Here is a 25,046-nt window from a genome sequence, read left to right as displayed (position 1 = left end):
ATGGCGCCGGCCGCCCGCGCTCAGGCCGCCCGCGCCGCCACCCGCACATGCTCGATGAAATCCTCGACGAAGCGCGGCAGGTCGCGCCCGCGCTGGCGGCACAGCAGGCGGTCGCGCTGCGCCCAGGCATCCTGCAGGCGCAGCACGTGCAGCGCCTGCGGGCGGCTGTAGCGCGCCGCGCAGGCGCGCGGCACCACCGCAATGCCGGCGCCGGCCTCGACCATGCGGCATACCGCCTCGAAGCTGCCGACGTGCACGCGCTGGCACAGGCGCTTGCCCAGCCCCGAGGCGATGTCCTCCAGGAAGGTCTGGATCGCGCTGTTGGGGTGGATGCCCACGAACTGGTAGGCATCGATCACATCGACGAAGCGCGCCGACTCGAGCTGCGCGAGCGGGTGCCCCAGCGCGGTCACGATGGCCAGCTCGTCGCGGAACAGCGGCATGACATCCAGGCCGTCCACGTCGATATTGCCCGCCACGATGCCCAGGTCCGCAGCCCCGGCGCGGATCGCCAGCACGATGTCGCCGGAGATCTTCTCTTCCAGCTCGATGTCCACGTCCGGATTCTCGGCCAGGAAGGTGGACATGGCGTCGGCCAGGAACGAGTTGGTCGCGGTGGTATTGGCCAGCAGCCGCAGCCGCCCCTTGATGCCGCTGGAATACGGCTGCAGGTCGGCGTTCAGGCATTCGAGCTGGCGGAACACCGCGTGCGCGTGCTTGAGCAGCACCTCGCCGGCGGGGGTCAGCGCCACCCCGGTGGCCTGCCGCACCAGCAGGCGGGCCTTGAAGGCCTCTTCCATGTTCTTGATGCGGGCGCTGGCCGCGGGCAGCGACAGGAAGGTGCGCTCGGCCGCGCGCGTCAGATTAAGGGTTTCACCCACGTTCACGAACAAACGCAGGTCGGTCAGGTCGTGTCTCATGTTCCGCCACGCAAAAGGGGGGTGTCTTTAATTTTGAATTCCGCTGCCCGGTCCTGAAATCTACCATGCAGAGAGTCGGGGCGCGGCATGCTGGCGCGGCCCCCCAAAGGAGAATCCTCATGAGCGGCATGGTTGCAGGAAAGGTGGTGGTTGTAACGGGCGCCGGCGGCGGCATCGGGCGCGGCATCGCGCTGGCGATGGCGGCGGCGGGCGCCAAGGTGGTGGTCAACGACATCGGCGTCTCGCTGCAGGGCGAAGGCGGCGGCGCCGGGCCGGCCGAGTCGGTGGTCCGGGAAATCGTCGCCGCCGGCGGCCAGGCCTGCGCCAATACCGACAGCGTGGCCAGCTACGAGGGCGCCCACAGCATCATCAAGACCGCCGTCGACGCCTACGGGCGTATCGACGCAGTGGTCAATAACGCGGGCAACCTGCGCGACCGCGTATTCCACAAGATGAGCGAAGAAGAATGGCGCCAGGTGCTGGACGTGCACCTTAACGGCTCGTTCTACATGAGCCGCGCCGCGGCTCCCTACTTCCGCGAGCAGGAATCCGGCGCGCTGGTCCACATGACCTCCACCTCCGGCCTGATCGGCAATTTCGGCCAGGCCAACTATGCCGCCGCCAAGCTCGGCATCGTCGCCCTGTCCAAATCCATCGCCCTCGACATGGCGCGCTACCACGTGCGCTCGAACTGCATCGCGCCATTCGCCTGGAGCCGCATGACCAGCTCCATCCCGGCCGAGACCGAGGCCGAGAAGGCGCGCGTCGAGAAACTGAAGAAAATGGAAGCCAACAAGGTGGCCCCCCTGGCGGTGTACCTGGCCAGCGACGCGGCCAGCGAGATCACGGCGCAGATCTTCGCCGTGCGCGCCAACGAGATCATGCTGATGAGCCAGCCGCGCCCGCTGCGCAGCGTGCACTACAGCGAAGGCTGGACGCCCGAGCTGATCGGCGAGATAGCCATGCCGGCCATGCGCAAGCATTTCTATGCGCTGGAGCGCTCGCCCGACGTCATCGACTGGGATCCCATCTGAGGCGGCCATGGACTACGACACCATCAAGAACTGGCGCTTCGAAGACATCCGCCATCGCTACGATGACAAGGACACGATGCTGTACGCACTCGGCATCGGCCTGGGGCACGATCCGCTCGACGCGGACCAGCTGCGCTACGTCTACGAGCGGGACTTGCGGGCGTTCCCGACCCTGGCCACCGTGCTGGCCCACCCCGGCTTCTGGATGAACGACCCGCGCGCCGGCATCGACTGGGTGCGGCTGGTGCACGGCGAGCAGCGCCTGGCGCTGCACGCGCCGCTGCCGGCCAGCGGCACGGTGGTCGGCAAGAGCCGCATCACGCACGTCATCGACAAGGGCGCCGACAAGGGCGCGCTGGTGATCACCGAACGCAAGCTGCACGACGAATCCGGCGCCTGCCTGGCCACGCTGCGGCAGACCACCTTCTGCCGCGGCGACGGCGGCCTGGCACGCAGCGACGACAGCCCCGCGCCGCTGGCGCCCGCGCCGACGCGCGCGCCCGACCGGCAATGCAGCCTGGCGGTGGCGCCCAACGCCGCGCTGCTGTATCGCCTGAACGCCGACCGCAATCCGCTGCACGCCGACCCGGAAGTCGCGCGCCGCGCCGGCTACCCGCAGCCCATCCTGCACGGCCTGTGCACCTACGGCATGGCGGCGCACGCCATTGTCAGGAGCTGGTGCGACTACGACGCTGCGCGCCTGACCAGCCTGGACGCCCGCTTCTCGGCGCCGGTCTACCCGGGCGAAACGCTGCAGTTCGACATGTGGCGCGGCGCCGACGGCGCGCTGCAGTTCACCGTGCGCGCGCCGGCGCGCGACGTGGTGGTCATGAGCCACGGCGCCGCCACCATCGTTTCCTGAGGCGCGGCCACGCGCAAAGAGCAGTCATACACATGGAATCCCGCCCCCCGCCGCTGGACGGCATCCGCGTGCTCGACCTGAGCCGCATCCTGGCCGGCCCCTGGTGCACCCAGAACCTGGCCGACCTGGGCGCCGACGTCATCAAGGTCGAGCGCCCGGGAACCGGCGACGACACCCGCCACTGGGGCCCGCCCTATTTGAAGGACGGCGCCGGCCAGGACACTTCGGAAGCCGCCTACTACCTGAGCGCCAATCGCAACAAGCGTTCCCTGGAAGCCGACATGGCCACGCCCGCCGGCGCCGCGCTGATACGCGAGCTGGCGGCCAAGAGCGACATCCTGGTCGAGAACTTCAAGGTCGGCGGGCTGCGCAAGTACGGCCTGGACTACGACAGCCTGAAACAGCTCAACCCGCGGCTGATCTACTGCTCGGTCACCGGTTTCGGCCAGGACGGCCCCTGCGCCCACCTGCCCGGCTACGACTTCATGATCCAGGGCCTGGGCGGGCTGATGAGCATCACCGGCGAACGCGACGACCTGCCGGGCGGCGGCCCCCAGAAGGCCGGCGTGGCCGTCACCGACATCATCACCGGCATGTACGCCACCGTGGCCGTGCTGGCGGCCCTGCAGGAACGCCATCGCAGCGGCCGGGGCCAGCACCTGGACATCGCCCTGCTGGATTGCCACGTTGCCATGCTGGCCAACCAGAACTCCAACTACTTCGCCTCCGGCGTGGCGCCCACCCGCGCCGGCAATGCGCACCAGAACGTGGTGCCCTACCAGGTATTCGCGGCTGCCGACGGCCACCTGATCGTGGCCACCGGCAACGAATCCCAGTACCGGGCCTATTGCAAGGCGATCGGCGCGCCGGAGCTGGGCGACGACCCGCGCTTCGCCACCAACCGCCTGCGCGTCACCAACCGCGACGCGCTGATCGCCCTGCTGGGCGACATCATGAAGCGCGGTCGCCGCGACGACTGGATCGCCAGGCTGGAAGCGGCCGGCGTGCCCTGCGGCCCGATCAACAACATTGCCCAGGCGTTCGCCCACCCGCAAGCGCAGGCGCGCCAATTACGCCGCGACCTGCCGCACCCGCTGGGCGGCAGCGCCGCCGTCACCGCCAGCCCGCTGCGCTTCTCGGCCTCGCCGGTGGTGTACCGCAACGCCCCGCCGCTGCTGGGCCAGCATACCCGCGAGATCCTGCGCGACGTGCTGGGCAAGAGCGACGCGGAAATCGCCGCATTGGCGCGTTGATGCCGCGGGGCTGGCGCAGGCCTGGCGCCCGCCCCGATTGGCCGCCAATCCACACGGGAAAACCCGGCGTTAAGCAAATCCGAATAGGTTCGGCCAGGGGGAATGGCTAGCATTTTCCAAGCCGCCCGCCCGTCCGGCACGGCGTTGCGGCGCACAATAATGACGCCCCGTGTGGAGACATTCATGAAGAAGCTGCTTGCCGGCCTGGCGCTGTGCCAAGGCCTGATTCTGACGTCGCAGGCCGCCGCGGCCGACCTGGCCATCGGCGGGCTGCTGCCCATGAGCGGCAGCAATGCCGAATACGGCCAGATCTTCTCTTCCGGCGCCAACCTGGCGGTCGAGCACATCAATGCTTCCAAGATGCTGTCGGGCAAGCTGTCCATCGTGTACGAGGACAGCCAGGCCCTGCCCATGCAGGGCGTCATCGGCATGAACAAGCTGGTCAACGTCGCCAAGGTGCCGTTCGTGCTCAGCGCCTTCACCGGCGTGTCGAAGGCCATCGCCCCGGTCGGCACGCGCAGCAAGACGGTGATGGTCAACGGCGGCGGCGTCGGGCCCGACCTGGCGGACCTGGGCGATTACTTCTGGAACACCATCCCGCTGGTCGACTTCGAAGTGCGCGCCATCGTGCCCTACCTGGTCAAGGAGCGCGGCATCAAGCGCATCGCCCTGGTCTACGTGGACGACCCGCTGGGCCAGTCGGTGGTCAAGGAGCTGGAAGCCGAGCTCGGCAAGGCCGGCGGCGAGCTGGCGGGCAGCTTCTCGGTGCCCGCCACCGCCCAGCAGTTCTCCGGCATCGCCGCGCGCGTGCGCGACGTCAAGCCCGACGCGGTGTATATCGCCTCGTACGGCAGCCAGCAGGGGCAGATCGTCAAGCAGCTGCGCGACAACGGCGTATCGCAGCAGATCGTCAGCTATTCGGCCTTCGCCATCCCCTCGACGCTGGGCCTGCCCGAATCGCGCGGCGCGATCTTCACCAGCCAGAAGGTCGACTGGGACAAGCAGGATGACATCACGCAGCGCATGCTGGCGGACTACAAGAAGCAGCACGGCAAGGCGCCCAACATGTACGTGCTGAACTACTACAACGCCGTGCGCACCTTCGCCGTGCTGGCCGCCGCGCTGGAAAAGGCCGGCAAGCCGGTCACCGGCGAGAACCTGCTGGCGCAGCGCAAGGCCACGCCCACCTTCGAATTCGTGGGCGCGACCGTGTCGTTCGCCGAGGACGGCACCATCAAGGCGCCGATCCAGATCAACCAGATCGGCGAGAACGGCGCCAAGCCGCTCGCCGACGTGGCGCAATAAGCGCGGCGCCGCCACGCTCGCTGCCGCCATGTTGTTCGTCCAGCTGTTCATCAACGGCATCCAGACCGGCGCCCTGTATGCCTTGATCGCGGCGGGTTTCTCGCTGATTTTCGGCACGACCCGCGTCTTCCACGTGGCCCACGGCGCCGCGTTCACGCTGGCTGGCTTCGTGTTCTACGAGCTGTATACCGCGCTGGGCTGGGCCTGGCCGCTGGCCGCGCTGGGCGCCGCCGCAGCCGCCGCCCTGTTCGGCGTGCTGGTCGACCGCTACGTGTATGCCGCCATCCAGCGCCACGAGGGCGCGTTCTTCACCGTGTTCGTCGCCTCGTTCGGGCTCGCCATCGTGGTGCAGAACCTGATCACCATCGGCTTCGGCCGGGGCCTGGTCACGGTGCCCACCCCGCTCAGCAAGAGCGTCGAGCTGCTGCCCGGCCTGTACGTGGCGCCGATGGCGGCCGTGGCGGTGCTGTGCGCGCTGCTGGCGTTCGGCGCGCTGCAATGGCTGCTGACGCGCACCAACCTGGGCCTGGCCCTGCGCGCGCTGGGCGAGAATCCCGAGCTGGTGCGCGTCTACGGCCTGACCCCGCGGCGGCTGTCGCAGTATGTGTTCCTGATCGGCTCGCTGCTGGCGGTTCCGGCGGCGATCCTGACGGCGGCCACGTCCGGGCTGAACCCCGCCATGGGCCATCACGTCATGCTGATCAGCATCGCCGCCACCATCGTCGGCGGCGTGGGCAGCCTGCGCGGCGCGGCCGTGGCCGGGCTGCTGCTGGGCATGGCGGAAAACCTCTCGCTGGCCTGGATCGATCCGCAATGGAGCGAAGCGGTCACCTTCGTGGTGCTGTTCCTGTTCATCCTGTTCCGGCCCGGCGGCGTGTTCGGCCGCGCCGTGGCCTCGTAGCCATCCGACAGAGGCAACGCATGCTGGCCTACCTGCAAAACATTGCCGTGCTGTTCTGCATCAACGCCATGCTGGCGGTGACGCTCAATTTCATCATGGGGTACGCGGGGATTTTCTCGCTGGCCCACGCCATCTTCTTCGGCGTCGGCGCCTATACCGCGGCCAACATCGCCATGCATTTCAGCGACTCGCTGCTGCTGTGCGTCGGCGGCGCGGTGCTGGTGTCGGCCGTGCTGTCCATGGCGCTGGCCCTGCCGGCGCTGCGCGTGCGCGGCGAATATTTCGTGGCCGCTTCGCTGGGCCTGCAGGTGATCGGCGTCACCGTGTTCTCCGAATGGAAGGGCGTCACCGGCGGCCTGGGCGGGCTGGTGGGCATCCCGCCGCCGACGATCTTCGGCCACGCCCTGGCCACCCCGGCCGAGTTCCTGGCGCTGGCGGCGGCCGGCCTGGCCGCCGTGCTGCTCATCACCACGGCCTTGCTGCGCGGCAGCTTCGGACGCAGCCTGATGGCCATCCGCGACAGCGAATCGGCCGCCCAGGCGGCCGGCAAATGGGTGGCCGCCATCAAGACGCTGTCGGTGGCCGTTTCGGCCGGCCTGGCGGCGGTGGCCGGGGCCATCTATGCCTTCTACATGAGTTTCGTCAACGTCGAAGGCTTCATGCTGGAAACCTCCATCCTGCTGATGGCCATGGTCATCATCGGCGGCACTGGCACGGTATTCGGCCCCCTCATCGGCGCGGCGCTGCTGATGCTGCTGCCGGCCGCCCTGACCTACCTGCCCTTCCTGCCGCCCGCCGAGCTGGGCACCGTGCAGCAGATCGTCTACGGCACCATCATGGTGCTGCTGATGATGTACCGGCCCGGCGGCCTGGTGGGCGGCCGCCGCAAGGGAGACCGCGCATGAAGGCGGCCGCCGACGCTTCCGCCATGTTGCTGCGCCTGTCGGGGCTGTCCAAGCGCTTCGGCGGCCTGCAGGCCATCAGCGACGTCTCGCTGGACCTGCCGGCCGGCCAGATCACCACCCTGGTCGGTCCCAACGGCGCCGGCAAGACCACCCTATTCAACATGATCACCGGCCACCTGGCGCCTTCGGCGGGCGCGGTGTACTTGCATGGCCAGCCGCTGGCCGGCATGGCGCCCTGGCAGATCGCCCGCCGCGGCGTCGGCCGCACCTTCCAGGACCTGCGCCTGTTCACGCACATGAGCGTGCTGGAGAACGTCACCACCGTGGTCGAGCGCGGCAGCTGGCTGTGGCAGCCGCGCGCCGACCGCGCGCGCATCGAAGCGGTGCTGCACGAGACCGGCCTGTGGGACAAGCGCCACGAGCGCGCCGCCGACCTGGCCTATGCCGAGCGCAAGTTCCTGAGCCTGGCCCGCATCATGGCCGGCGACGCGTCGCTGTGGCTGCTGGACGAACCGGCCTCGGGCCTCGACCCGCGCTCGTTCGCGCGCTTCGTGGCGCTGCTGCGCGACTACGCGGCGCGCGACATCACCATCTGCATCATCGAGCACAACCTGGACCTGGTCACGCAACTGTCGGACCGCCTGGCCTTCCTGGACCAAGGCCGGCTGCTAGCCTGCGGCGACCCGGCGGCGATTCTGAAGGACCCGCAGCTGGCCGCCATTTACTTCGGAGAACGCGCATGAGCGCCGCCGCCCCCGCTGTCCTGGAAGCACGCGGCCTGCGCGCCGGCTACGGCGGCCGGCCGGTGCTCGACGGCCTGGACGTCCGGCTCGACGCCAACGAAGTGCTGTGCCTGATCGGCCACAACGGCGCCGGCAAATCGACCTTGCTGAAGGCCTTGTTCGGCCTGCTCGCGCCGCAGGCCGGCAGCGTGCTGCTCGACGGCGTCGAAGTGGCGCGGCCCGATCCGCGGCGCCTGGCCGCGGCCGGCATTTCGATGGTGCCCGAAGGGCGCGGCATCTTCCCCGGCCTGACCGTGGCCGAGACCATGCGGCTGGGCTTGTGGTCGGCCGGCGTGCCCAAGCATGAGCACGCGGCGCGCCTGGACTGGGTCATGGAGGTGCTGCCGGCCCTGCGCAAGTTCTACGGCCAGCGCGCCGGCACCCTGTCGGGCGGCCAGCAGCAGATGGTGTCGCTCGGCCGCGCCCTGCTCAGCCAGCCGCGCTGCCTGCTGCTGGACGAACCCTCGATCGGCCTGGCGCCCAAACTGTTCCAGGACCTGATGGGCCCGGTGCGCGCGCTGCAGCAGCAGCGCGGCATGTCCATCCTGATCGTGGAACAGAACGTGCGCGAGGCCTTGAAGATCGCCGACCGCGTCATCGTGATGAAGTCCGGCGCGCTGATCCGCGCCGGCGTGCCGGCCGACTTTGCCGACAACACCGACCTGATGGAGCTGTACTGATGCCCGGACCCGCCGCGCCGGCGCCCGCGCGCCTGGCGGACCTGTACGCCGCGCACCTGCGGGCGCGGCCCGAGGACACCGCGCTGATCGACGAAGCCGGCGCGCTGACTTATCGCGACTTCCACGGCCTGTGCCAGCGCGCGGCACAGTGGTTGGCCGCCCAGGGCATCGGCCCGGGCGACAAGGTCGCGGTCTGGCTGGCCAACCGCCGCGAATGGCTGGCCCTGCTGTTCGGCCTGGCGCAGCGCGGCGCCACGCTGGTGGCCATCAACACTCGCTACCGCAGCGCCGAGCTGGAATACATCCTGACGCGCTCGCGCGCCCGCATGCTGCTGATGCAGCCGTCGTTCCGCAAGATCGACTTCCCGGCCGTGCTGGCCGGGGTGGACCCGGCCGCCCTGCCAGACCTGGAACGCATCGCCCTGGTCGACCCGGGCAGCGCGGCGCCCGCCCCGGTCTGCGGGCGCCGCACCGTGGCCTTCGACCTCGATGACCCGGGCATAGCCGCCGCGGCGCCGGCCGATGCCGCCGACCCGGCGCGCGAAGTCATCCTGTTCACCACGTCGGGCACCACCAAGGGACCCAAGCTGGTCATGCACAGCGCCGCCACGCTGGCGGTGCACAGCCGCCATGTAGCCGCCTCCTGTGGTTTTCGCGAACCGGGCGCCCGGCTGCTGGCCGCCCTGCCGCTGTGCGGCGTGTTCGGCCTGAACGGCGCGCTGGCCGCCCTCGAGGCCGGCGCGCCGATCGTCATGATGGACCTGTTCGATGCGCCGCGGGCCGCCCGGCTGTTGCGCGAGGAGCGCATCACGCACCTGTTCGGCAGCGACGAGATGCTGCGCCGCATTGCCGACGAGGCGCCCGGCGCGCGGCCGTTCCCGGATGCCCGGGTGTTCGGCTTCGCCACGTTCAGCCCGGGCGCGGTGGAACTGGTCGAGCGCCTGCAACAACGCGGCCTGCCGCTGCGCGGCCTGTACGGTTCCAGCGAGGTGCAGGCGCTGTTCGCGCTGCAGGCCGCCGGGTTGCCGGTGGCCGAGCGCGCCCTCGGCGGCGGCCGCCCGGCGGCCGGCGCGGCGGCGCAAGTGCGGGTGCGCGACCCCGCCAACGGCGCGCCATGCCGGCCCGGCGAACAGGGCGAGATCGAGATTCGCGCGCCGGGCAATTTCATCGGCTATCTCGACAACCCCGATGCCACCGCGCAGGCCATGACGCCCGATGGCTACTTCCGCACCGGCGACCTGGGCTATTTGCGCCCCGACGGCAGTTTCGTCTACCTGGCCCGCATGGGCGACGCGCTGCGGCTGGGCGGCTACCTGGTCGACCCGGCCGAGATCGAGCACGCCCTGGCGCGGCAGCCGGGGGTGCGCAACGCCCAGGTGGTCGGCATCGAGCTGGACGGCCAGCCGCGCGCGGCAGCCTTCGTCATCGCCGATCCCGGCGCGACGCCCGAGGCGCTGCTGGCGCCGCTGCGCGCCTCGCTGGCGCCCTTCAAGGTGCCGGCTCGGCTGTGGCTGGTGGATGAGTTCCCCACCGCCGCCAGCGCCAACGGTTTCAAGATCCAGCGGGTGCGCCTGCGCCAGATGGCCGAGGAACGCCTGCAACAGGAAACGCCGGCCTGACGCCCGGCCCGTCCCACCCGCACCGCGATGAGCTCCCATTCCCTGTACTTCGAAGACTTCCACGCCGGCCAGGCATTCGAAAGCGGCGCCCGCACCATTACCGAGGCCGACCTGACGATGTTCTCGATGCTGTCGGGCGACTGGAACCCGACCCATGCCGACCAGGTGTACGCGGCAGGCACCAAGTATGGGCAGCGTCTGGTGCATGGCGCGCTGGGCATCGCGATCGCCACCGGCATGATGCACGAACTGGGCATCTTTCATCGCTCGGTGGTGGCGATGCTGTCGCTGCGCGAATGGAAATTCGAGAAGCCCATCTTCGTGGGCGACACGCTGCACCTGGTGCTGGAGATCCTGGCCGTCAAGCCCGGCGCCAGCGCGCGCGTCGGCGCGGTGGATCGACGGCTCCGGCTGGTGAACCAGCACGGCGACACGGTGCAGGACGGCTGCAGCGAGGTGCTGGTGCTGAAGAAGGCGGCGGCATCCAGGCGCCAAGAATGAAATCCACCCGCATCAATCAGGAGCGCCACGTCGCCCATCATGGCGACTCGTTTTCCGCGCCTGTCCGGAACATCGCGGCCGCCCGCATCAGGTCATCCGGATGCACCATCAGTTCCCGCGCCTGGCGCAGCGCCGGGTATTGATTCAGCACCGCCCGCCACCGGGGCGATTGCAGCAAGTCGGCCCAGACCGGCTCCAGCTCGGCCGCGTCGCCCTGCCGTCCCGCCGCCAGGCCGCTGGCGAACGCCAGGCTGGCCGGCGCGGACAACAACTGCATGCGGCTGGCGGCGCTGAGCAGGCGCGGCTCCGCTTCGACAGGCGCGTCGCAGCAGTACAGCACCGTTGCCGCCAGGCCGGCCGCGTCGTCCGGCAGCCTGGCCAGCGAGGCGCCGCGCAGCCGCACCACGCCCTGGCGCGTTTCAAAGGGATAAATCCCGTCCGGCACCGCGTGCGCCAGCAGGCGCAGGCCGCGCAACAGGCGCGGCAGGTCGGTGCCGGCCGCGTCGGCCGAGGCCTTGGCCTCCACCAACAGGCAGATGTCCCACACCGGCTCGGCCGCAACGGTACTGGCCCGCCGCAGCAGGATGGCGTCCCATTCGGTCTTGGCGCGCGCCGCCTCGCCCGGTATGGCCGCCGGGACGCGCATCGAGGTCACCACCCGGTAGGGCCGCCCGGCGCCGTCCAGGCCGTCGAGCCGCCGGGCCACCGCCTCGAGGGCGCGCGCGGCCAGCGCTTCGACCGCGGCGCCGCGGCGCCGCGAGGCCGAGCCCTGCATGGCAGCCGTGTCGCTGCCCGGGCGCGGGCTGTTGCGGTCCCACAGGGATTGGTATTGCCGTGCCAGCGCATCGGACGCCAAGGCGTCGAGCCGTCGCAGGCGGCCCAGGGCGGGCTCGGCCAGCAGGCGCTCCAGGCCTTGCGCGATGGCGGGCTCGGCGGCCAGCTCCGGCATGGCCAGGGTGTCGCGCGCAGTATCGGCCAGTGCCGTCCAGGCCGCCGCCGACGCCGCCCCGTGCAAGCGCGCCAGGGCGGCGCGCAAGCGGCCCGGCGGCATGCGCTGTTGCTTGGCCGGATGGGCGAAGGTGTTGACGGCGCCATGGACGGCGCGGCGATACTGCCCGGCATGGGCCGACAGCGACGCGTATTCGCGCACCCGCGGCGCCGCATGGCGCAGCACCATGGCCTGGAACACTGGGTCGCCCTGGTTCGCGCGCATGGCATCGCGAATCAATTGCCGCAGCAACTCGACGAACTGGCGTTGCCGGGCCGCGTCCGGAATGGCGCCGCGCGCGATTTCCTGGCGGACCCGTTCGATCGCCAGCGCGAGCTCGGTGGCCGTGTCGCCGCGCGACTGCCCGCCGCTGTCGGAAGGCAGGTCCGGCAAGCGATAGCGGCGCTCGACGCCGCGCAGCAGCGTGTCGAGGCAGATGAGCGATGACGGCCGGGCCATGACGGGGAGAATACCAGTTGCGGGCGGCATTCCTGCGAGAACGCGGGCCGGGCCGGCCTCGGACGGCGGGGCGGCTTGCCGTTTCGCCGGGGGGATCGCAAAATACCGGTCCCTGCCTCCTGGCGCCGGCTCGCCCCATGACCGACCCCACCCGTTTGTTTAACCAGCATCGCGCGCGCCTGTACGCCCTTGCCTACCGCATGCTGGGCACGGTGGCCGACGCCGAGGACGTGGTGCAGGATGCCTGGCTGCGCTGGCACGAGGCCGACCACGCCGGGCTGGCAAGCCCCGAAGCCTGGCTGGTGACGGTGACCACCCGCCTGGCCCTCGACCGCCTGCGCGCGGCCAAGGCTGAAAGGGCCCACTACGTGGGCGCCTGGCTGCCGGAACCCATGCTGATGGCGGCGCCGGACACGCCCGAGCAGATCCGCGAGTTCGCCGACGATGTCTCGGTGGCCTTCCTGTTCATGCTGGAACGCCTCTCGCCCGAAGCGCGCGCCGCCTTTCTGATGCGCGAGGTGTTCGACGCCGACTATGAAGATGTCGCGTTGACACTGGGCAAGAGCATGGCGGCGTGCCGCCAGTTGGTGCGGCGCGCCCGGCAGCAATTGCGCCAGGCCGATCCGCGCCGGACCGTGCCGCGCGACACGCACCGCCGGCTGATGCAGGCATTCGCGCAGGCGATGCAACAGGGCGACTTCCATACCCTGCACGCCCTGCTCGACAACGATGCCGAATTGATCGGCGACGGCGGCGGCAGAGTGCCCAGTTTCGCCCGGCTGGTGGGCGGCAAGCGCCTGGCGCAGCTGTTCTATGCCGGCACGCGGCGCTTCGGCGACGGCGTGCGCGTAGAGCTGGCCGAAGTCAACGGCCAATGGGCCCTGCTGCGCTTCATCAACGGCAGCCTGGAGTCGGTGCAGTCCTACGATACCGACGGCCAGCGCATCACCCGCATACTGGTGCAGCGCAATCCGGACAAGCTCGAACGCATCGCCAGCGCCTTGGCGCACGGCTAGGGCCTGGCCCTGGGGCCTTGGCCGGCGCCGCGCGCGCATTGGTGCCGGACGTTCAACACCGTGATCCCGCGCGCGGATCTACCGGGCCGCCGGCGCGGCTCCTACGATAGGCCTGTCTCCCCACTGACCAAGGAAAGGCCATGTCGAAGCTCATGAAAATCGCATTACCCTTCATTGCCGCCGGCGTCCTGCTCGGCGCGCCGGCCCACGCGGCGCCGCCGGCCGGCCACGCGGGCCACGCGGGCGGGGCGGCCGACCCCATCGTCACGCCGCTGCTGACCAAGGCGCTGCCCGACATCCCCGGCAAGGAGGCTCTCATGCTCCTCGTCGACTACCCGCCCGGCGCGGCCGACCCCATTCACCGGCACGATGCCCACGCCTTCGTCTATGTGCTGGAAGGCAGCATCGTGATGCAGGTCAAGGGCGGCCGGGAGGTGACGCTGAAGCCCGGACAGACTTTCTACGAGGGACCGGACGATATTCACACCGTCGGCCGCAACGCCAGCCAGACCGAGCCGGCCAAGTTCGTGGTCGTGCTGGTCAAGAAAGCGGGCACGCCCGCGCTCCTGCCGCTGCAATAAGCGCGCCGCCCGGGGGCGGCCCGGCCGCTGGCGGGCGGAGCCCTGGTTTTCCACGATGCGGAAACCGGGATTTTTTTCAAACTGCGTCACAAAATCGCAGGCTGGAACGTCTTGGAGGCATGGACCACCCTTCCATTCTTCCAGCGACCATGCCGACCCTCTCCCCTCTCGCCCTGCCGCCCGCTCCGTCCAACCCGGCCGCGCCATCCAACGGCGCCGATTCCCTGGCATACAGCTTCGCCACCAGCTACGCGGGGGTGGTCGCCTTCATCGCGGTGGCGGCCGAAGGCAATTTCGCCAAGGCCGGCGACCGCCTGGGCATCGGCCGCTCCGCGGTCAGCCGCAGTGTGCAGAAGCTGGAAGACCAATTGGGCACCCGCCTGTTCGTGCGGACTACGCGCAGCACCTCGCTCACCCCCGAGGGCGAACGTTTCTACGAGAATTGCCACCCCGGCGTGGAGCGCATCGTGCAGGCCCTGGATGCCATGCGCGACCTGCGCGAAGGCCCACCGTCAGGCCACCTGCGGGTATGTTCGACGGTCGGCTTCGGCCGCAAGGTGGTGGCCCCCTTGCTGCATGGCTTTCGCGCCCGCTACCCGGACATCGCGATCGACCTGCTGCTGGACGATGCCCCCACCGATTTCACCACCGACCGCATCGATGTCTCGTTCCGCAACGGGCGCATGGAAGACAGCCAGGTCATCGCCAAGCAGCTGATCCCCATGCAGATGCTGGTCTGCGCGTCGCCGGCCTACGCGGCGCGGCAGCCGCTGCCGCGCGATATCGACGAGCTGGCCAGCCACGACTGCGTCAACTTCCGCCTGGCCTCGGGCCGGGTGTTCGAATGGGAATTCAAGGTGGGCGGCCACCTGCGCAAGTTCACGCCGCCGGGGATGCTGGCCTTCAACGATGCCGACCTGGTGCTGCAGGCCGTGCTGGACGGCCATGGCATCGCCCAGATGGCCGGCTACCAGGTGTGCGAGCACCTGCGCGCGGGCCGGCTGGTGGCCTGCCTGCCGCAGTATGCGCCCGACGACCGCGGCCATTATCTGTGCTTCCTGAGCCGCCAGCACTTGCCGTCGCGCATGCGCGCCTTCATCGACTACATGACCGAGCAGATCCGCGCGCAGGACTTGCAGATCCTGCAAAGCCTGCTGTTGAAGCAGCCGTGACCGGTGCGCTATTGGGTCAGCGCCACCACGCTGTCGATGCCGCGCCGCGCCATCTTCGCGTAGGGACACAGGCGCTCGGTATTGCGCACCAGCTCCTCGGCCACGGGCTTGTCCAGCCCCGGCAAATGGATTTCGATGTGAGCGGTCAGGGCGTACAGGCCATCGACCGGATCGCGTCCAAAGGTGACGCACGCGGTCACCGCCGCGTCCGGAATGGCCAGCCCCGCCTGCGCGGCCAGCAAGCTCAGCGCACCATGGAAGCAGGCGGCGTAGCCGGCCGCGAACAGTTGCTCGGGATTGGTCCCGCCCCCCTGCCCGCCCAGTTCGGCCGGCAGCCGCAAGTCCACCTGCAATGCGCCGTCGTCGGAACGCGCAATGCCGGACGCCCTGCCATGGGCGGCCTCCCCGCCCCGCACGGTGACGCGGGTGGTGTACAGGGCCCGGAAGTCTTCCCCACGGTATTTTTCCAGCAGCGACAGGGACGGGGCTTGCGGCTTGCTCATCGGCATTCTCGTGCGGTCAGGCGGCTTGCTGGGGACGAGAGCGGCTGAACCAGGTTTCGAAGTCGATCCGGCCCAGGCGCGCGCCCGGCCCGGGCACCAGGGTGTCGTCGTCCAGCGCGGCGCCGAAATAGCGCGCCTCGCCGTCCGCCACCACAGTGCGCGCGTCGCCGATTTTACGCAGGTAGCGCTGCGCCAGGTCCGCCAGGCGCACCCGCTCGGGGCCGGCGATTTCGACCGTGGCGTTCAGCGGCGCCGCGAGCGCCACGTCCGCCACGGCCGCGGCCACGTCATCGGAGGCGATCGGCTGCATGAACGCCGGCGACAGGCGCACCGCATCGCCTTCAGTACCCGATTGCACGATGCCGCCGAGGAACTCGAAGAACTGCGTGCTGTGCACGATGGTGTAGGGAATCGACGCGGCCTCGATCAGGTTTTCCTGGGCGATCTTGCCGCGGAAGTAGCCGCTTGCGGCCAGCCGGTGCGTGCCCACCACCGATAGCGCCACATGGTGGCGCACGCCGGCCGCCGCCTCGGCTGCCAGCAGGTTGCGGCCCGAGGTCTGGAAGAATTCCAGCACCGCCTTGTCCTCGAATGAAGGCGAATTGGCGACGTCCACCACCACGTCCACGCCGACCAGCGCCGCGTCCAGGCCTGCGCCCGTCAGCGTGTTCACGCCGGTGCTGGGCGCCGCGGCAATGGCCTGGTGGCCGCGCCGGGCCAGGATGTCGACGAGCTTGGAACCGATCAGGCCGGTTCCGCCGATGACCAGGATTTTCATGATGGGCTTCCTCAGTTCAATTCGGCCTTGTCCAGGCCGAACAGCTTGTCGGCCGAGCCCGGAACGGTGCGGAACCCGACGTTGAGCCGGTTCCAGGCGTTGATGGTCACGATCGCGAAACTCAGGTCGGTGATCTCCTGTTCAGACAACTGGCTGCGCACGCGCTCATAGACCTCGTCGGGCACGCCCTGGACCCCCAGGTGCGTCAGCGCCTCGGTCCAGGCCAGCGCGGCGCGCTCGCGCGGCGAGAACAGCGTGGATTCGCGCCAGATGGCGACGTGGTGCAGGCGCAGTTCGCGTTCGCCGTGGATCCTGGCCTGCTTCACGTGCATATCCAGGCAAAAGCCGCAGCCGTTCATTTGCGAGGCGCGGATCTCGACCAGGTGCAGGATCGACGGCTCGATCGACCGGGATTTGAGCAGCATGCCGAACTCGGCGAACTTCTTGAACAGATCGGGGGCGTGGGCGGCTGCGTTCAGGCGTTGGGTCATGATGATTCCCTCGGTTGGTTGGCGCCACCCGCGAAGGTGGCCGGAGCGTTGTGTTGGCTTGGGCAACGGGCAAATCGTAGGTCCGGCCCGGCCAACCCGGTAGACGCCGCCAAGGGACCACGGTGTTGCCTCACGGGCACCAATCAATGGCCGTATATGCCGGCCGCCAGCCCGCGCGGCGCGCATCGCGCCGCGCGGGCGCGGTCACGGCTGGGCGGGCCCGCCGGCGCCGAAACGCGCCGCGGCGTTCAGCACGGCCTGCACCGAAGCGGTCACGATGTTGGCATGCAGGCCCGCGCCGAAACGCGAGCCCGCCACGCCGGGCCATGCCGCCTCGACCACGGCCAGGGCCGCGGCGTCCGCCCCCGTGGCGAGGCTGCGTTCCTCATAGCTGTCGATCCGCAAGGGCAGCCCCAGCGCCGCCACCGTGGCGTCGATCGGCCCGTTGCCCACGCCCTGCAGCCGGCGCACGGCGCCGTCCGGCGCCGCCAGCTCGAGCTCGATGCGCTGTCCCTGTGGCGCGTCGGACAGCCGGTGGCCCCGGTACGCGTACGCACCCGCCGCCGGCGCCAGGTAGGTGCGCTGGAACAAGTCCCAGATGGCGGCGCTGCTCAGCTCGGCCTCGCTGGCGTCGGCCAGCTTCTGCACGATGGCGCTGAATTCCACCTGCATGCGGCGCGGCATCACGATGCCGTGGTCGCGCTGCAGCAGGTAGGCAATGCCGCCCTTGCCCGACTGGCTGTTGACCCGCACGATACTGTCGTAGGTGCGGCCCAGGTCCTTGGGATCGATCGGCAGGTACGGTACGCGCCATGGCCCGCCCTCGCGCTGCGCGGCGAACCCCTTGGCGATGGCGTCCTGGTGCGAGCCCGAGAACGCCGTGAACACCAGGTCGCCCACGTAGGGATGCCGGGGATGGATGGGCAGGGCCGTGCATTCCTCGGCGATGCGCGCAACGGCGGCAATATCGGAAAAATCCAGCCCCGGCGCGATGCCCTGCGTATACAGGTTCAGCGCCAGGGTCACCACGTCCAGGTTGCCGCTGCGCTCGCCATTGCCGAACAGGCAACCCTCGACTCGCTGCGCGCCCGCCAGCAGCGCCTGCTCGGCGCACGCCACCCCGGTGCCCCGGTCGTTGTGCGGATGCACCGACAGCACGATGTGCTCGCGGCGCGCCAGGCGCCGGTCCATCCATTCGATCTGGTCGGCGAACACATTGGGCGTGGCGACCTCCACCGTGGTGGGCAGGTTGATGATCATGGGCCGGCCGGGTCCGGCATCCCAGGTTTCGATGGCGGCATTGCACACGGCCAGCGACACTTCCAGTTCGGCCATGCAGAAGGTCTCGGGCGAATACTGCAATACCCACTCGGTCTCGGGATGCCTGGCGGTCAGCTCCGCCAGCAGGCCGATGTGATGGCGGACCATCTCGATGATCTGCGGCACGCTCATGCCGAACACGATCTCGCGCCAGGCCGGCGCGATGGCATTGTAGAAATGCACGATGACGCGCCGCGCGCCCAGCGCGCTGCGCACGGTCTGGCGGATCAGGTCGTCGCGCAACTGGGTGATGACCATCGGCGTCACATCGTCCGGAATCAGCCGCTTGTCGATCAGGTGGCGCACGATGTCGAAATCGGTCTGCGAAGCCGAGGGGAAACCGACTTCTATCTCCTTGAAGCCGATACGCACCAGTTCGGCGAACAGGCGCAGCTTGCGTTCGCGGTTCATCGGCTCGAACAGCGCCTGGTTGCCATCGCGCAGGTCGGTGGACAACCAGGCGGGCGCCTGCGCCAGGGTGCGCGACGGCCACTGGCGGTCGGGCAATTCCACCGCGGGATAGGGGCGGTACTTGGTATGGGGTCGGGCAATCATGAAAGACCTCGGGAATCGGTTGTCGTCCTGATTCCCCTGCCTGGGCGCAGGCTGGTCGAGGTCGGGGTCAGGGGGAATCAGGGTGGGTCGCGGCGCGCGCCGGCGCGCCCGGACCCCGACCATGGGTCAGGCCTGGCAGCGCTAGTCGTAGGGGCGGGCAAGCACGCATGGGAGGGAAACGCCGTGGAAGCAGGGTGCCGTCAGTCTAGGCAGCGCGCCCCTGTCTTTCTTTATATAAACTGCTCATTTATCAATAAAAACCGACACTGCCCATGGACCGCGTGCCCATCCCCGGCTCCGCCCCGCTCGACCTGGACGGCCACGCGCGCGCCGGCTTTCCTGTGACCGGCGTGGCGGCGGAGTATCCGGCCGGCCATGCAGTCGCCTTGCACCGCCACGACCGCTGCCAGTTGCTGTATGCCGCCGAAGGCGTCATCCATGTCAGCGCGGCATCCGGCCAATGGATGGTGCCGCCCACTACCGGCGTCTGGCTGGGGCCGCAGGTCGAGCACCGCCTGGTCATGCGCAGCCGCGCGCGCGTGCTGGGCATTTTCGTGGCCGGCGGCGGGCCGGGCCTGCCGCGCGCGGACGGCGTCATCAATATTTCTTCGCTGCTGCGCGCGCTAATCCAGCGCATCGCCGACGCCGGCCTGGCCATCGGCGCGCAGCGCCATGGCCGGCTGATGGCCGCCCTGCTGCTGGAAGAGCTGCAGCGCCAGACGACCCTGCCCTTCCACCTGCCCTGGCCCGCCCAAGCCCGCCTGGCACGGGTATGCGAAGCGCTCGCGGCCGACCCGGGGCATCCCCATGGCGTGGATGACTGGGCCGCCGCGCTGGCCATGAGCGCGCGGACCTTCCATCGCCATTTCCAGCAGGACACCGGCATGACCTTCGGCCGCTGGCGCCAGCGGCTGCGGCTGATGCGCGCGCTGGACGCCCTGCTGCGCGGCGCGCCGATCCTGCAAGTGGCGCTGGACCACGGCTACCAGAGCCACAGTGCCTTCACCCTGGCCTTCAAGCAGCACTTCGGCCTCGCGCCGTCGAAATTCATGCGGCGCGGCGCCTGACTGCCGGTCGCCGCGCGCATTTTTTGATACACACTTTCATCTGGCTGGCATCTGGCCGTCACAACGGCGTCAGCATCGGACCCAATACTCGGCAACGCCTTCCCGACCCAACCGAATTGAGGAGTTTCCGATGTCCGTGCGCATGCCGTTGCTCGATCGCCGCAGACGCGTTCCGCGAATACTGCTGGCGCTGTTCCTGGCAGGTTCCCTGGCCGGCTGCAGCAATAGCGACGACGATTCCGACGACGACAACGGCGCGGCGCCGCCACCCGCGCAACAGGAAAGCGCTACCGCCAACCTGGCGTTGCTGGCGACTACCGACCTGCACTTCAACGTGCGCAGCTATGACTATTTCAAGCTGGCCGACGACCCCAGCTATGGCTTCGAGCGGACCGCCACGCTGATACGCGCCGCGCGCCAGGAATTTCCCAATACGCTGCTGGTCGACAACGGCGACACCATCCAGGGCACCGCCCTGGCCGACTACGAAGCCCAGGTGGCGCCCATTCCGTGCACCAGCCAGTCCTCCATGTACCAGGCCATGGCGGTGCTGAAATACGACGCCGGCACGCTGGGCAACCATGAATTCAACTACGGCCTGCCCTTCCTCAACCAGGTCCTCGGCGGCGGCCTGGAGGTGGAAGGCGTGGACGCCAGCGTGAAGTGCGCCGGCCCCGGCTTCCCGATGACGCTGGCGAACGTGCAGAGTGTCGCCAGCGGCAAGGAGCTGCTGCCGCCCTACGTCATCCTCGAGCGCGAGCTCAAGGCCACCCAGGACGACGGGGATCCGGTCAGCCTGCCGATCAAGATCGGCGTGGTCGGCCTGACCACGCCCGGCATCATGAACTGGGACAAGCGCTACCTGGAAGGCAAGGTCACGGTGAGCGGCGGCCGCGAAGCCGCGGCCGCCCAGGTCGCCCAGGCGCGCGCCGCGGGCGCCGACTTGGTGCTGGTGTTGCTGCACGGCGGCATGAGCGATGCCGGCTACTCGCCCGACATGGAGAACCCCGGCCTGTACGTGGCGCAGGTTCCCGGCATCGACGGCCTGGTCATGGGGCACCAGCATGGCGTGTTCCCGGACCGCGGCGCCCGGCCGGCCTACGACTATGCCGGCGTGGACAACGCGGCGGGCACCGTGCATGGCGTACCGGCGGTCATGGCCAGCTCCTGGGGCAAGGGCCTGGGCGTGATCGACTACACGCTGCGCTGGGACGGCAAGGCCTGGCAGGTGGACAAGTCGCAGACGCAGGCCGAGGTGCGCAGCATCCAGACCGTCGACGCCGCCGGCAATACCCGGTATGTCGAGCCCGACGCGGCCGTGGCGGCCTCGGTGCAGACCCAGCACGAAGCCGCGGTGGAGTACGTCAAGACGCCCATCGGCACCTCGGACTTCCGCATGAGCACGCTGTTCGCCGACGTCGGCGACCCGGCCGCGATCCAGTTGGTGAACCAGGCCCAGCAAGCCTATGTGAGCGACTATGTGGCGGCCAACCTGCCGCAATACGCCGGCCTGCCGGTGCTGTCGATCAGCGCGCCCTTCAAGGCCGGCTTCCAGGGCGGCGGCGACTACACCGACGTTGCCGCGGGCCCGCTGGCCATCTACCACGCCGCCGACCTCTACCTGTACCCCAACACTGTCTATGCAGTGAAGGTCACCGGCGCGGAACTCAAGCTCTGGCTGGAAAACGCCGCGCTGCGCTTCAACCAGATCGATCCCGCCGCCGCGCAGGACCAGTGGCTGATCAAGGACACCAAGACCGGCCAGGTGCCGGAGGGCCAGTCCGCCTTCGCCGGGTATAACTTCGACATGTTCACCACGCCCGACCTGCGCTACGAGATCGACGTCACCCAGCCCCCGGGCAGCCGCATCAAGAACCTGAGCTATCGCGGCGCGCCGGTGGAGGGCCTGGACTTCATCGTCGCCACCAACAACTATCGGGCCGAAAGCAGCGCGCGCTATATCCTCGGCGAAGGCAAGGCGTTCGACATCGTCTATGCCTCGCCCGACGCGAATCGCGACGTGGTGATCAACTACATCAAGGACCACCCGCAGATCACGCGCGCCGCCAATGGTTCCGCCCGCAGCTGGCGGTTCACCCCGGTGCGGGTCGCCGGAGCCGTGCTGTTCAAGTCGGGCAAGGACGCGCTCGGCGTGGCGCAGGCCGCCGGCCTGACCGGCATCAGCCTGGCGGCCGCCGACGACGGCTCGGGCGAAGGCCGCGCGGTCTACCGCATCGACCTGTCGCAGGCGAACTGACGCCCCGGGGCGGGCGCGGGGGCCGGCCTGTGCCGGCCCCCGCGCAACCGCCCGCAACGCGCGCCGCTCACTTCCCCCGCAACATCGCAACCGCCAGATCCACGAAGGCCCTGACTTTGGCCGGCGCCTGCCGTCCCTCGGGATACAGCACGTGGATGGGCAAAGGCGGTTCTTCGTGCTCGGCGAGCACGATCTGCAGCCTGCCGTCGCGTAGGGCCGGCTCGACCTGGTAATGCAACACCCGGGTCAGGGCCAGGCCGGCCAGGGCAGTCGCGATGGCCACTTCGTTGTTATTGGATTGCAGCCAATTCTGGATCGTCACGCGCTGGTCGCCGGCGAAGCGCCATTCCGGCGAGCCCCACGCGCCGGTGGATGCCGCGATGCGATGGCCCTTCAGGTCCGCCGGCGTCCCGGGCACGCCGTATTCCTGGAAATAGGCCGGCGCCCCGCACACCACCCGGCGCATCGTGCCGACCTGGATCGCCGCAAACCCGGAATCCGGCAGGCGCCCGATCCGGATCGCGACGTCGATGCCCTCGTCGACCAGGTTGACCGGCCGGTCCACGAACAAGACCCTGCCGTTCACCGCGGGATGGCGCTTCAGGAATTCGTGCAGGATGGGCAGCACGTACATCTGGCCGAACAGCACTGATGCGGTAATGGCCAGCGTGCCGGACGGCGCCGCATAGGACCCCGCCGCCGCGGCCTCGGCTTCGACAATGTCCGCCAGGATCCGCTTGCAGTCATCCAGGTAGCGCCTGCCCGGCTCCGTCAGCTTCACCGAACGGGTCGTGCGCACGAACAGGCGCGCGCCGATCGCGTCCTCCAGGGCGGCGATCGCCCGGGTCACCGCCGGCGGGCTCATATGCAGCTGGCGCGCCGAAGCGGCGAAACTGCCCGTTTCCGCCACCTTTACGAAAATCCGCATTGCCTGCCAGCGATCCACCCAAGGCCTCCCGCATTCCGATGTGCTGCCTATGTTACGTCCATCAGAATACCGGGGCGGCCCCGCCCGCGGGTCAGAGAGCAAGGTGGACCGGTCCGGGCGATGCGCCTTCTTGCCGGGCCGGCACGGCGCAGCAGATCAGAACCTCGCCGTCGGCCACCCTGGCGGTGGGTTCCCCGGTGTAGGTCACTTCCCCCTTGAGCAGCCTGGTGCGGCAGGTTCCGCAAGAGCCCGCCCGGCAGCCGAACGCCGGCGCCAGCCCGCGCGCCTCCGCGAGCTCGAGCAAGGAGCCCGAGCCGGGCGTCCAGCGCGCTTCCTTCAGGGATTCCAGGAAGGCGACGGAGACCGGGACAGCGGAAGCGGGCCGGCGCGCGGGCGCGTCGGCCGCGACTTCGGCGCCGCGCGTCAGCGACGCCGGCCCGAACGATTCGGCATGGATGCGGCAGTCGGCGACGCCATAGCCCCTGAGGCCTTCGTACAGCGCCTGCATGAACCCGGGCGGCCCGCACAGGTAGAAGTCGTAGTCGTCGAACGCCAGGAAGCGCGTCAGCAGCGCCATGTCGATGCGGCCGACGGCGTCATAATCGCGGCCGGCCTCGGCGCCGGCGGAGTCGCTGAGCACGCGCACCAGCCTGACCGCGCCTCGCGCCGCGGCCGCCAACCCGGACAGCTCGGCATCGAAGGGACGGTCGGCCTTGGTGCGGGCGGCCTGGAACAAGATGGTCGGGCGCACGCGCTGCTTGCGCAGCCCTTCATGGACGACGTGGCGCAGCATGGCCAGCATGGGCGTAATGCCGACGCCCCCGGCAAGCAGCACCGCGGGACGCCGCGCGCGCGCGTCCAGGGTGAATCCGCCGGCCGGCGCGCCGGCTTCGATGATGTCGCCCACCTGGATGTGTTCATGCAAATGCCGCGAGATCGCCCCCCCGCGCTTGACGCTGATGCGATAGGCATCATCGGACGGGGCGACCGACAGGCTGTAGGCGCGCACGGCCGGCGCGGCCGCGCCGGGCGGCGTCACGCGGACAGGCAAGTGCTGGCCCGCCTCGTGCGCCGGCAGGCCCAGGCCATCGGCGGGCCGCAGATGAAACGAGCGGATCGAGGCGCTCTCGTCGACAATCCGCGCGACGGTGAAAGGCCGCCAGCGCCCGGCCAGTTCGCCCGCGCGCAGCCGGCCGGCCGCTTGTGCCCAATCGCCGGTCATCAGCGAATTGGGCGACCAGCCGTCCTGCTGGAACCGCCACCGCAGCGCCAGCGCGCCGCGACGCCGCACGATGCAGCGCGCGCGGAAGGTCCAGAGACGCTCGGCTCCCTGGAATGCGGCGATCTCCGGCGAATCCAGCAGGACGGCCGCGTCGCCCGTCATCTGCAGCACGTCGCCGCGTTCGTAATCGACGAAGATGAGCCCCGCCTTGCCATTGAGGACGAAATTGCCTAGCGTGGCGAAGAACAGGTTGCCGTCGAAATCCGGGATGGTCAGCAGGCCGTCGTCGCTCACGCGCACAAAGCCCGCCTTGCCGCCGCGATGCGAGACATCGACCTGCCGGCGCTCGGCCCGGTCGGCATACGAGGCGACGAAGAACGCATCGGCGGCCTCGATCATGGCGCGGGCCGCGGGGTCCAGCGCGGGCAGGTCCTCCCGCGGCGCGGCGAAGGGCTGTTGCGGGTCGCGTGCAAAATGCCAATCGCGCAGCTGGATATAGCGCGGGCAATTGCCGAAGCTCTGGTCCACCTCGACGCGCAGGCCGCTGCCGGCATGGCTGACGATGCCGTTCATCCGGTTGCGGCGCCGGGTGTGCATTTCGATGCCGAGCAGCCCGACGGGCGCGCCGGCCTGCAGGCCGGCGCCCGCCGGGTCGCCGGCGCCTGCCTGGGCGGCAATGTCCAGGGTCGTCGGCGTCGGCGACGCCATGAAGCCGGGCCTGCCCGACAGCATAGTGGCCCACGCGTCGCCGATGCCATCGACGCTGCCCAGCACGATAAAAGGCAGTTGCGCGTAGAACTCGCGATGCTGGTCGGGCATGTAGTCGCGCACGACCCGCTGGCCGACGGCGCGCATGCGGTCGGCGACGCCGATCTGCTCCTGGAGGTAGGTCTCGCCCGCGTGCCAGGCGGGCAGCTTCGGCAGTTTCCCGGCCATGTCAGTGTCCT

At 69.7% G+C, this 25,046-nt stretch carries 23 protein-coding genes; 15 read left to right on the top strand and 8 right to left on the bottom strand.

The genetic code is table 11. From position 1 onward, the window contains the following. Positions 1-20: 20 nt before the first annotated feature. Positions 21-920, bottom strand: a complete 900-nt coding sequence (locus ACKTT0_RS13255; RefSeq protein WP_407850337.1) for a LysR family transcriptional regulator — start codon at positions 918-920, stop codon at positions 21-23. A gap of 119 nt (positions 921-1,039) precedes the next feature. Here ACKTT0_RS13255 and ACKTT0_RS13250 point away from each other — a divergent pair, with 119 nt between their 5' ends. From ACKTT0_RS13250 to ACKTT0_RS13205, 10 genes are all read left to right on the top strand, one after another. Next, positions 1,040-1,954 carry an SDR family NAD(P)-dependent oxidoreductase gene (locus ACKTT0_RS13250; RefSeq protein ID WP_407850336.1) on the top strand — a complete coding sequence of 305 codons (915 nt, stop codon included), beginning with the start codon at positions 1,040-1,042 and terminating at the stop codon, positions 1,952-1,954. Between the two features lie 7 nt (positions 1,955-1,961). Further along, positions 1,962-2,816, top strand: coding sequence for a MaoC/PaaZ C-terminal domain-containing protein (locus tag ACKTT0_RS13245; RefSeq protein ID WP_407850335.1), 855 nt, complete (start codon positions 1,962-1,964; stop codon positions 2,814-2,816). Positions 2,817-2,848: 32 nt separating this feature from the next. Next, positions 2,849-4,069: a CaiB/BaiF CoA transferase family protein gene (locus tag ACKTT0_RS13240; RefSeq protein ID WP_407850334.1), complete on the top strand. Its 1,221-nt coding sequence runs from the start codon at positions 2,849-2,851 to the stop codon at positions 4,067-4,069. Between the two features lie 183 nt (positions 4,070-4,252). Next, a complete protein-coding gene (locus ACKTT0_RS13235; protein ID WP_407850333.1) occupies positions 4,253-5,374 on the top strand; it encodes an ABC transporter substrate-binding protein in 1,122 nt (373 codons plus the stop codon). A 28-nt stretch (positions 5,375-5,402) separates the two neighbouring features. Further along, positions 5,403-6,275, top strand: a complete 873-nt coding sequence (locus ACKTT0_RS13230) for a branched-chain amino acid ABC transporter permease (RefSeq protein WP_028356708.1) — start codon at positions 5,403-5,405, stop codon at positions 6,273-6,275. A gap of 20 nt (positions 6,276-6,295) precedes the next feature. Continuing rightward, positions 6,296-7,180 carry a branched-chain amino acid ABC transporter permease gene (locus ACKTT0_RS13225; protein ID WP_407850332.1) on the top strand — a complete coding sequence of 295 codons (885 nt, stop codon included), beginning with the start codon at positions 6,296-6,298 and terminating at the stop codon, positions 7,178-7,180. Further along, complete coding sequence (locus ACKTT0_RS13220) at positions 7,177-7,923, top strand: ABC transporter ATP-binding protein (protein WP_407850331.1); 747 nt, start codon at positions 7,177-7,179, stop codon at positions 7,921-7,923. The genes ACKTT0_RS13225 and ACKTT0_RS13220 overlap by 4 nt, the downstream gene beginning before the upstream one ends. Further along, a complete protein-coding gene (locus ACKTT0_RS13215) occupies positions 7,920-8,642 on the top strand; it encodes an ABC transporter ATP-binding protein (protein ID WP_407850330.1) in 723 nt (240 codons plus the stop codon). The genes ACKTT0_RS13220 and ACKTT0_RS13215 overlap by 4 nt, the downstream gene beginning before the upstream one ends. Then, a complete protein-coding gene (locus tag ACKTT0_RS13210) occupies positions 8,642-10,261 on the top strand; it encodes an AMP-binding protein (protein WP_407850329.1) in 1,620 nt (539 codons plus the stop codon). Before ACKTT0_RS13215 ends, ACKTT0_RS13210 begins: the two co-directional genes overlap by 1 nt. Positions 10,262-10,288: 27 nt before the next feature. Further along, positions 10,289-10,762, top strand: a complete 474-nt coding sequence (locus ACKTT0_RS13205) for a MaoC/PaaZ C-terminal domain-containing protein (protein WP_407850328.1) — start codon at positions 10,289-10,291, stop codon at positions 10,760-10,762. A gap of 37 nt (positions 10,763-10,799) precedes the next feature. Here ACKTT0_RS13205 and ACKTT0_RS13200 read toward each other — a convergent pair whose 3' ends face one another. Next, the gene (locus ACKTT0_RS13200; RefSeq protein ID WP_407850327.1) at positions 10,800-12,209 is read right to left on the bottom strand and encodes a 3-deoxy-D-arabino-heptulosonate 7-phosphate synthase; all 1,410 of its coding nucleotides are present in this window, start codon (positions 12,207-12,209) and stop codon (positions 10,800-10,802) included. Positions 12,210-12,346: 137 nt separating this feature from the next. Here ACKTT0_RS13200 and ACKTT0_RS13195 point away from each other — a divergent pair, with 137 nt between their 5' ends. The 3 genes from ACKTT0_RS13195 to ACKTT0_RS13185 all read left to right on the top strand — a co-directional run bounded on the left by ACKTT0_RS13195 (position 12,347) and on the right by ACKTT0_RS13185 (position 14,978). Further along, the gene (locus tag ACKTT0_RS13195; protein WP_407850326.1) at positions 12,347-13,225 is read left to right on the top strand and encodes an RNA polymerase sigma-70 factor; all 879 of its coding nucleotides are present in this window, start codon (positions 12,347-12,349) and stop codon (positions 13,223-13,225) included. A 140-nt stretch (positions 13,226-13,365) separates the two neighbouring features. Further along, positions 13,366-13,806, top strand: a complete 441-nt coding sequence (locus ACKTT0_RS13190; RefSeq protein ID WP_407850325.1) for a cupin domain-containing protein — start codon at positions 13,366-13,368, stop codon at positions 13,804-13,806. Positions 13,807-13,955: 149 nt separating this feature from the next. Then, positions 13,956-14,978 carry a LysR family transcriptional regulator gene (locus ACKTT0_RS13185; RefSeq protein WP_407850324.1) on the top strand — a complete coding sequence of 341 codons (1,023 nt, stop codon included), beginning with the start codon at positions 13,956-13,958 and terminating at the stop codon, positions 14,976-14,978. Between the two features lie 8 nt (positions 14,979-14,986). On the opposite strand, the gene ACKTT0_RS13180 is transcribed toward ACKTT0_RS13185, so the two are convergent. The 4 genes from ACKTT0_RS13180 to ACKTT0_RS13165 form a co-directional block, all read right to left on the bottom strand. Beyond that, complete coding sequence (locus ACKTT0_RS13180; protein ID WP_407850323.1) at positions 14,987-15,487, bottom strand: Ohr family peroxiredoxin; 501 nt, start codon at positions 15,485-15,487, stop codon at positions 14,987-14,989. 10 nt (positions 15,488-15,497) lie between these two features. Continuing rightward, positions 15,498-16,259 (bottom strand): SDR family oxidoreductase, encoded by a 762-nt coding sequence (locus ACKTT0_RS13175; RefSeq protein WP_407850322.1) that lies wholly within the window; start codon positions 16,257-16,259, stop codon positions 15,498-15,500. An 11-nt stretch (positions 16,260-16,270) separates the two neighbouring features. After that, positions 16,271-16,750, bottom strand: a complete 480-nt coding sequence (locus ACKTT0_RS13170; RefSeq protein WP_407850321.1) for a carboxymuconolactone decarboxylase family protein — start codon at positions 16,748-16,750, stop codon at positions 16,271-16,273. A gap of 204 nt (positions 16,751-16,954) precedes the next feature. Further along, positions 16,955-18,625: a 2-isopropylmalate synthase gene (locus ACKTT0_RS13165; protein WP_407850320.1), complete on the bottom strand. Its 1,671-nt coding sequence runs from the start codon at positions 18,623-18,625 to the stop codon at positions 16,955-16,957. Positions 18,626-18,897: 272 nt separating this feature from the next. Between ACKTT0_RS13165 and ACKTT0_RS13160 the strand changes: the two genes are divergently transcribed. Together ACKTT0_RS13160 and ACKTT0_RS13155 are read left to right on the top strand one after the other, a co-directional pair. Continuing rightward, complete coding sequence (locus ACKTT0_RS13160; RefSeq protein ID WP_407850319.1) at positions 18,898-19,692, top strand: AraC family transcriptional regulator; 795 nt, start codon at positions 18,898-18,900, stop codon at positions 19,690-19,692. A gap of 130 nt (positions 19,693-19,822) precedes the next feature. Continuing rightward, positions 19,823-21,949 carry a bifunctional 2',3'-cyclic-nucleotide 2'-phosphodiesterase/3'-nucleotidase gene (locus ACKTT0_RS13155; protein ID WP_407850318.1) on the top strand — a complete coding sequence of 709 codons (2,127 nt, stop codon included), beginning with the start codon at positions 19,823-19,825 and terminating at the stop codon, positions 21,947-21,949. Between the two features lie 67 nt (positions 21,950-22,016). Here ACKTT0_RS13155 and ACKTT0_RS13150 read toward each other — a convergent pair whose 3' ends face one another. Both ACKTT0_RS13150 and ACKTT0_RS13145 read right to left on the bottom strand, forming a co-directional pair. After that, a complete protein-coding gene (locus ACKTT0_RS13150; RefSeq protein WP_407850317.1) occupies positions 22,017-22,895 on the bottom strand; it encodes a LysR family transcriptional regulator in 879 nt (292 codons plus the stop codon). A 73-nt stretch (positions 22,896-22,968) separates the two neighbouring features. Further along, positions 22,969-25,035 carry a 2Fe-2S iron-sulfur cluster-binding protein gene (locus ACKTT0_RS13145; protein ID WP_407850316.1) on the bottom strand — a complete coding sequence of 689 codons (2,067 nt, stop codon included), beginning with the start codon at positions 25,033-25,035 and terminating at the stop codon, positions 22,969-22,971. Positions 25,036-25,046: the final 11 nt, after the last annotated feature.

The organism is Bordetella saccharivorans (genome assembly GCF_045862855.1).
GTDB classification, from domain to species: domain Bacteria; phylum Pseudomonadota; class Gammaproteobacteria; order Burkholderiales; family Burkholderiaceae_B; genus Bordetella_A; species Bordetella_A petrii_F.
The sequence above is the reverse complement of the archived record's forward strand: the minus strand, read 5'-3'. Positions and strand labels throughout refer to the sequence as shown.

Coding starts and splice junctions, on each gene's coding strand:
- ACKTT0_RS13255 (WP_407850337.1), bottom strand. CDS start 920: ATGAGACACGACCTGACCGACCTGCGTTTGTTCGTGAACGTGGGTGAA.
- ACKTT0_RS13250 (WP_407850336.1), top strand. CDS start 1,040: ATGAGCGGCATGGTTGCAGGAAAGGTGGTGGTTGTAACGGGCGCCGGC.
- ACKTT0_RS13245 (WP_407850335.1), top strand. CDS start 1,962: ATGGACTACGACACCATCAAGAACTGGCGCTTCGAAGACATCCGCCAT.
- ACKTT0_RS13240 (WP_407850334.1), top strand. CDS start 2,849: ATGGAATCCCGCCCCCCGCCGCTGGACGGCATCCGCGTGCTCGACCTG.
- ACKTT0_RS13235 (WP_407850333.1), top strand. CDS start 4,253: ATGAAGAAGCTGCTTGCCGGCCTGGCGCTGTGCCAAGGCCTGATTCTG.
- ACKTT0_RS13230 (WP_028356708.1), top strand. CDS start 5,403: ATGTTGTTCGTCCAGCTGTTCATCAACGGCATCCAGACCGGCGCCCTG.
- ACKTT0_RS13225 (WP_407850332.1), top strand. CDS start 6,296: ATGCTGGCCTACCTGCAAAACATTGCCGTGCTGTTCTGCATCAACGCC.
- ACKTT0_RS13220 (WP_407850331.1), top strand. CDS start 7,177: ATGAAGGCGGCCGCCGACGCTTCCGCCATGTTGCTGCGCCTGTCGGGG.
- ACKTT0_RS13215 (WP_407850330.1), top strand. CDS start 7,920: ATGAGCGCCGCCGCCCCCGCTGTCCTGGAAGCACGCGGCCTGCGCGCC.
- ACKTT0_RS13210 (WP_407850329.1), top strand. CDS start 8,642: ATGCCCGGACCCGCCGCGCCGGCGCCCGCGCGCCTGGCGGACCTGTAC.
- ACKTT0_RS13205 (WP_407850328.1), top strand. CDS start 10,289: ATGAGCTCCCATTCCCTGTACTTCGAAGACTTCCACGCCGGCCAGGCA.
- ACKTT0_RS13200 (WP_407850327.1), bottom strand. CDS start 12,209: ATGGCCCGGCCGTCATCGCTCATCTGCCTCGACACGCTGCTGCGCGGC.
- ACKTT0_RS13195 (WP_407850326.1), top strand. CDS start 12,347: ATGACCGACCCCACCCGTTTGTTTAACCAGCATCGCGCGCGCCTGTAC.
- ACKTT0_RS13190 (WP_407850325.1), top strand. CDS start 13,366: ATGTCGAAGCTCATGAAAATCGCATTACCCTTCATTGCCGCCGGCGTC.
- ACKTT0_RS13185 (WP_407850324.1), top strand. CDS start 13,956: ATGCCGACCCTCTCCCCTCTCGCCCTGCCGCCCGCTCCGTCCAACCCG.
- ACKTT0_RS13180 (WP_407850323.1), bottom strand. CDS start 15,487: ATGCCGATGAGCAAGCCGCAAGCCCCGTCCCTGTCGCTGCTGGAAAAA.
- ACKTT0_RS13175 (WP_407850322.1), bottom strand. CDS start 16,259: ATGAAAATCCTGGTCATCGGCGGAACCGGCCTGATCGGTTCCAAGCTC.
- ACKTT0_RS13170 (WP_407850321.1), bottom strand. CDS start 16,750: ATGACCCAACGCCTGAACGCAGCCGCCCACGCCCCCGATCTGTTCAAG.
- ACKTT0_RS13165 (WP_407850320.1), bottom strand. CDS start 18,625: ATGATTGCCCGACCCCATACCAAGTACCGCCCCTATCCCGCGGTGGAA.
- ACKTT0_RS13160 (WP_407850319.1), top strand. CDS start 18,898: ATGGACCGCGTGCCCATCCCCGGCTCCGCCCCGCTCGACCTGGACGGC.
- ACKTT0_RS13155 (WP_407850318.1), top strand. CDS start 19,823: ATGTCCGTGCGCATGCCGTTGCTCGATCGCCGCAGACGCGTTCCGCGA.
- ACKTT0_RS13145 (WP_407850316.1), bottom strand. CDS start 25,035: ATGGCCGGGAAACTGCCGAAGCTGCCCGCCTGGCACGCGGGCGAGACC.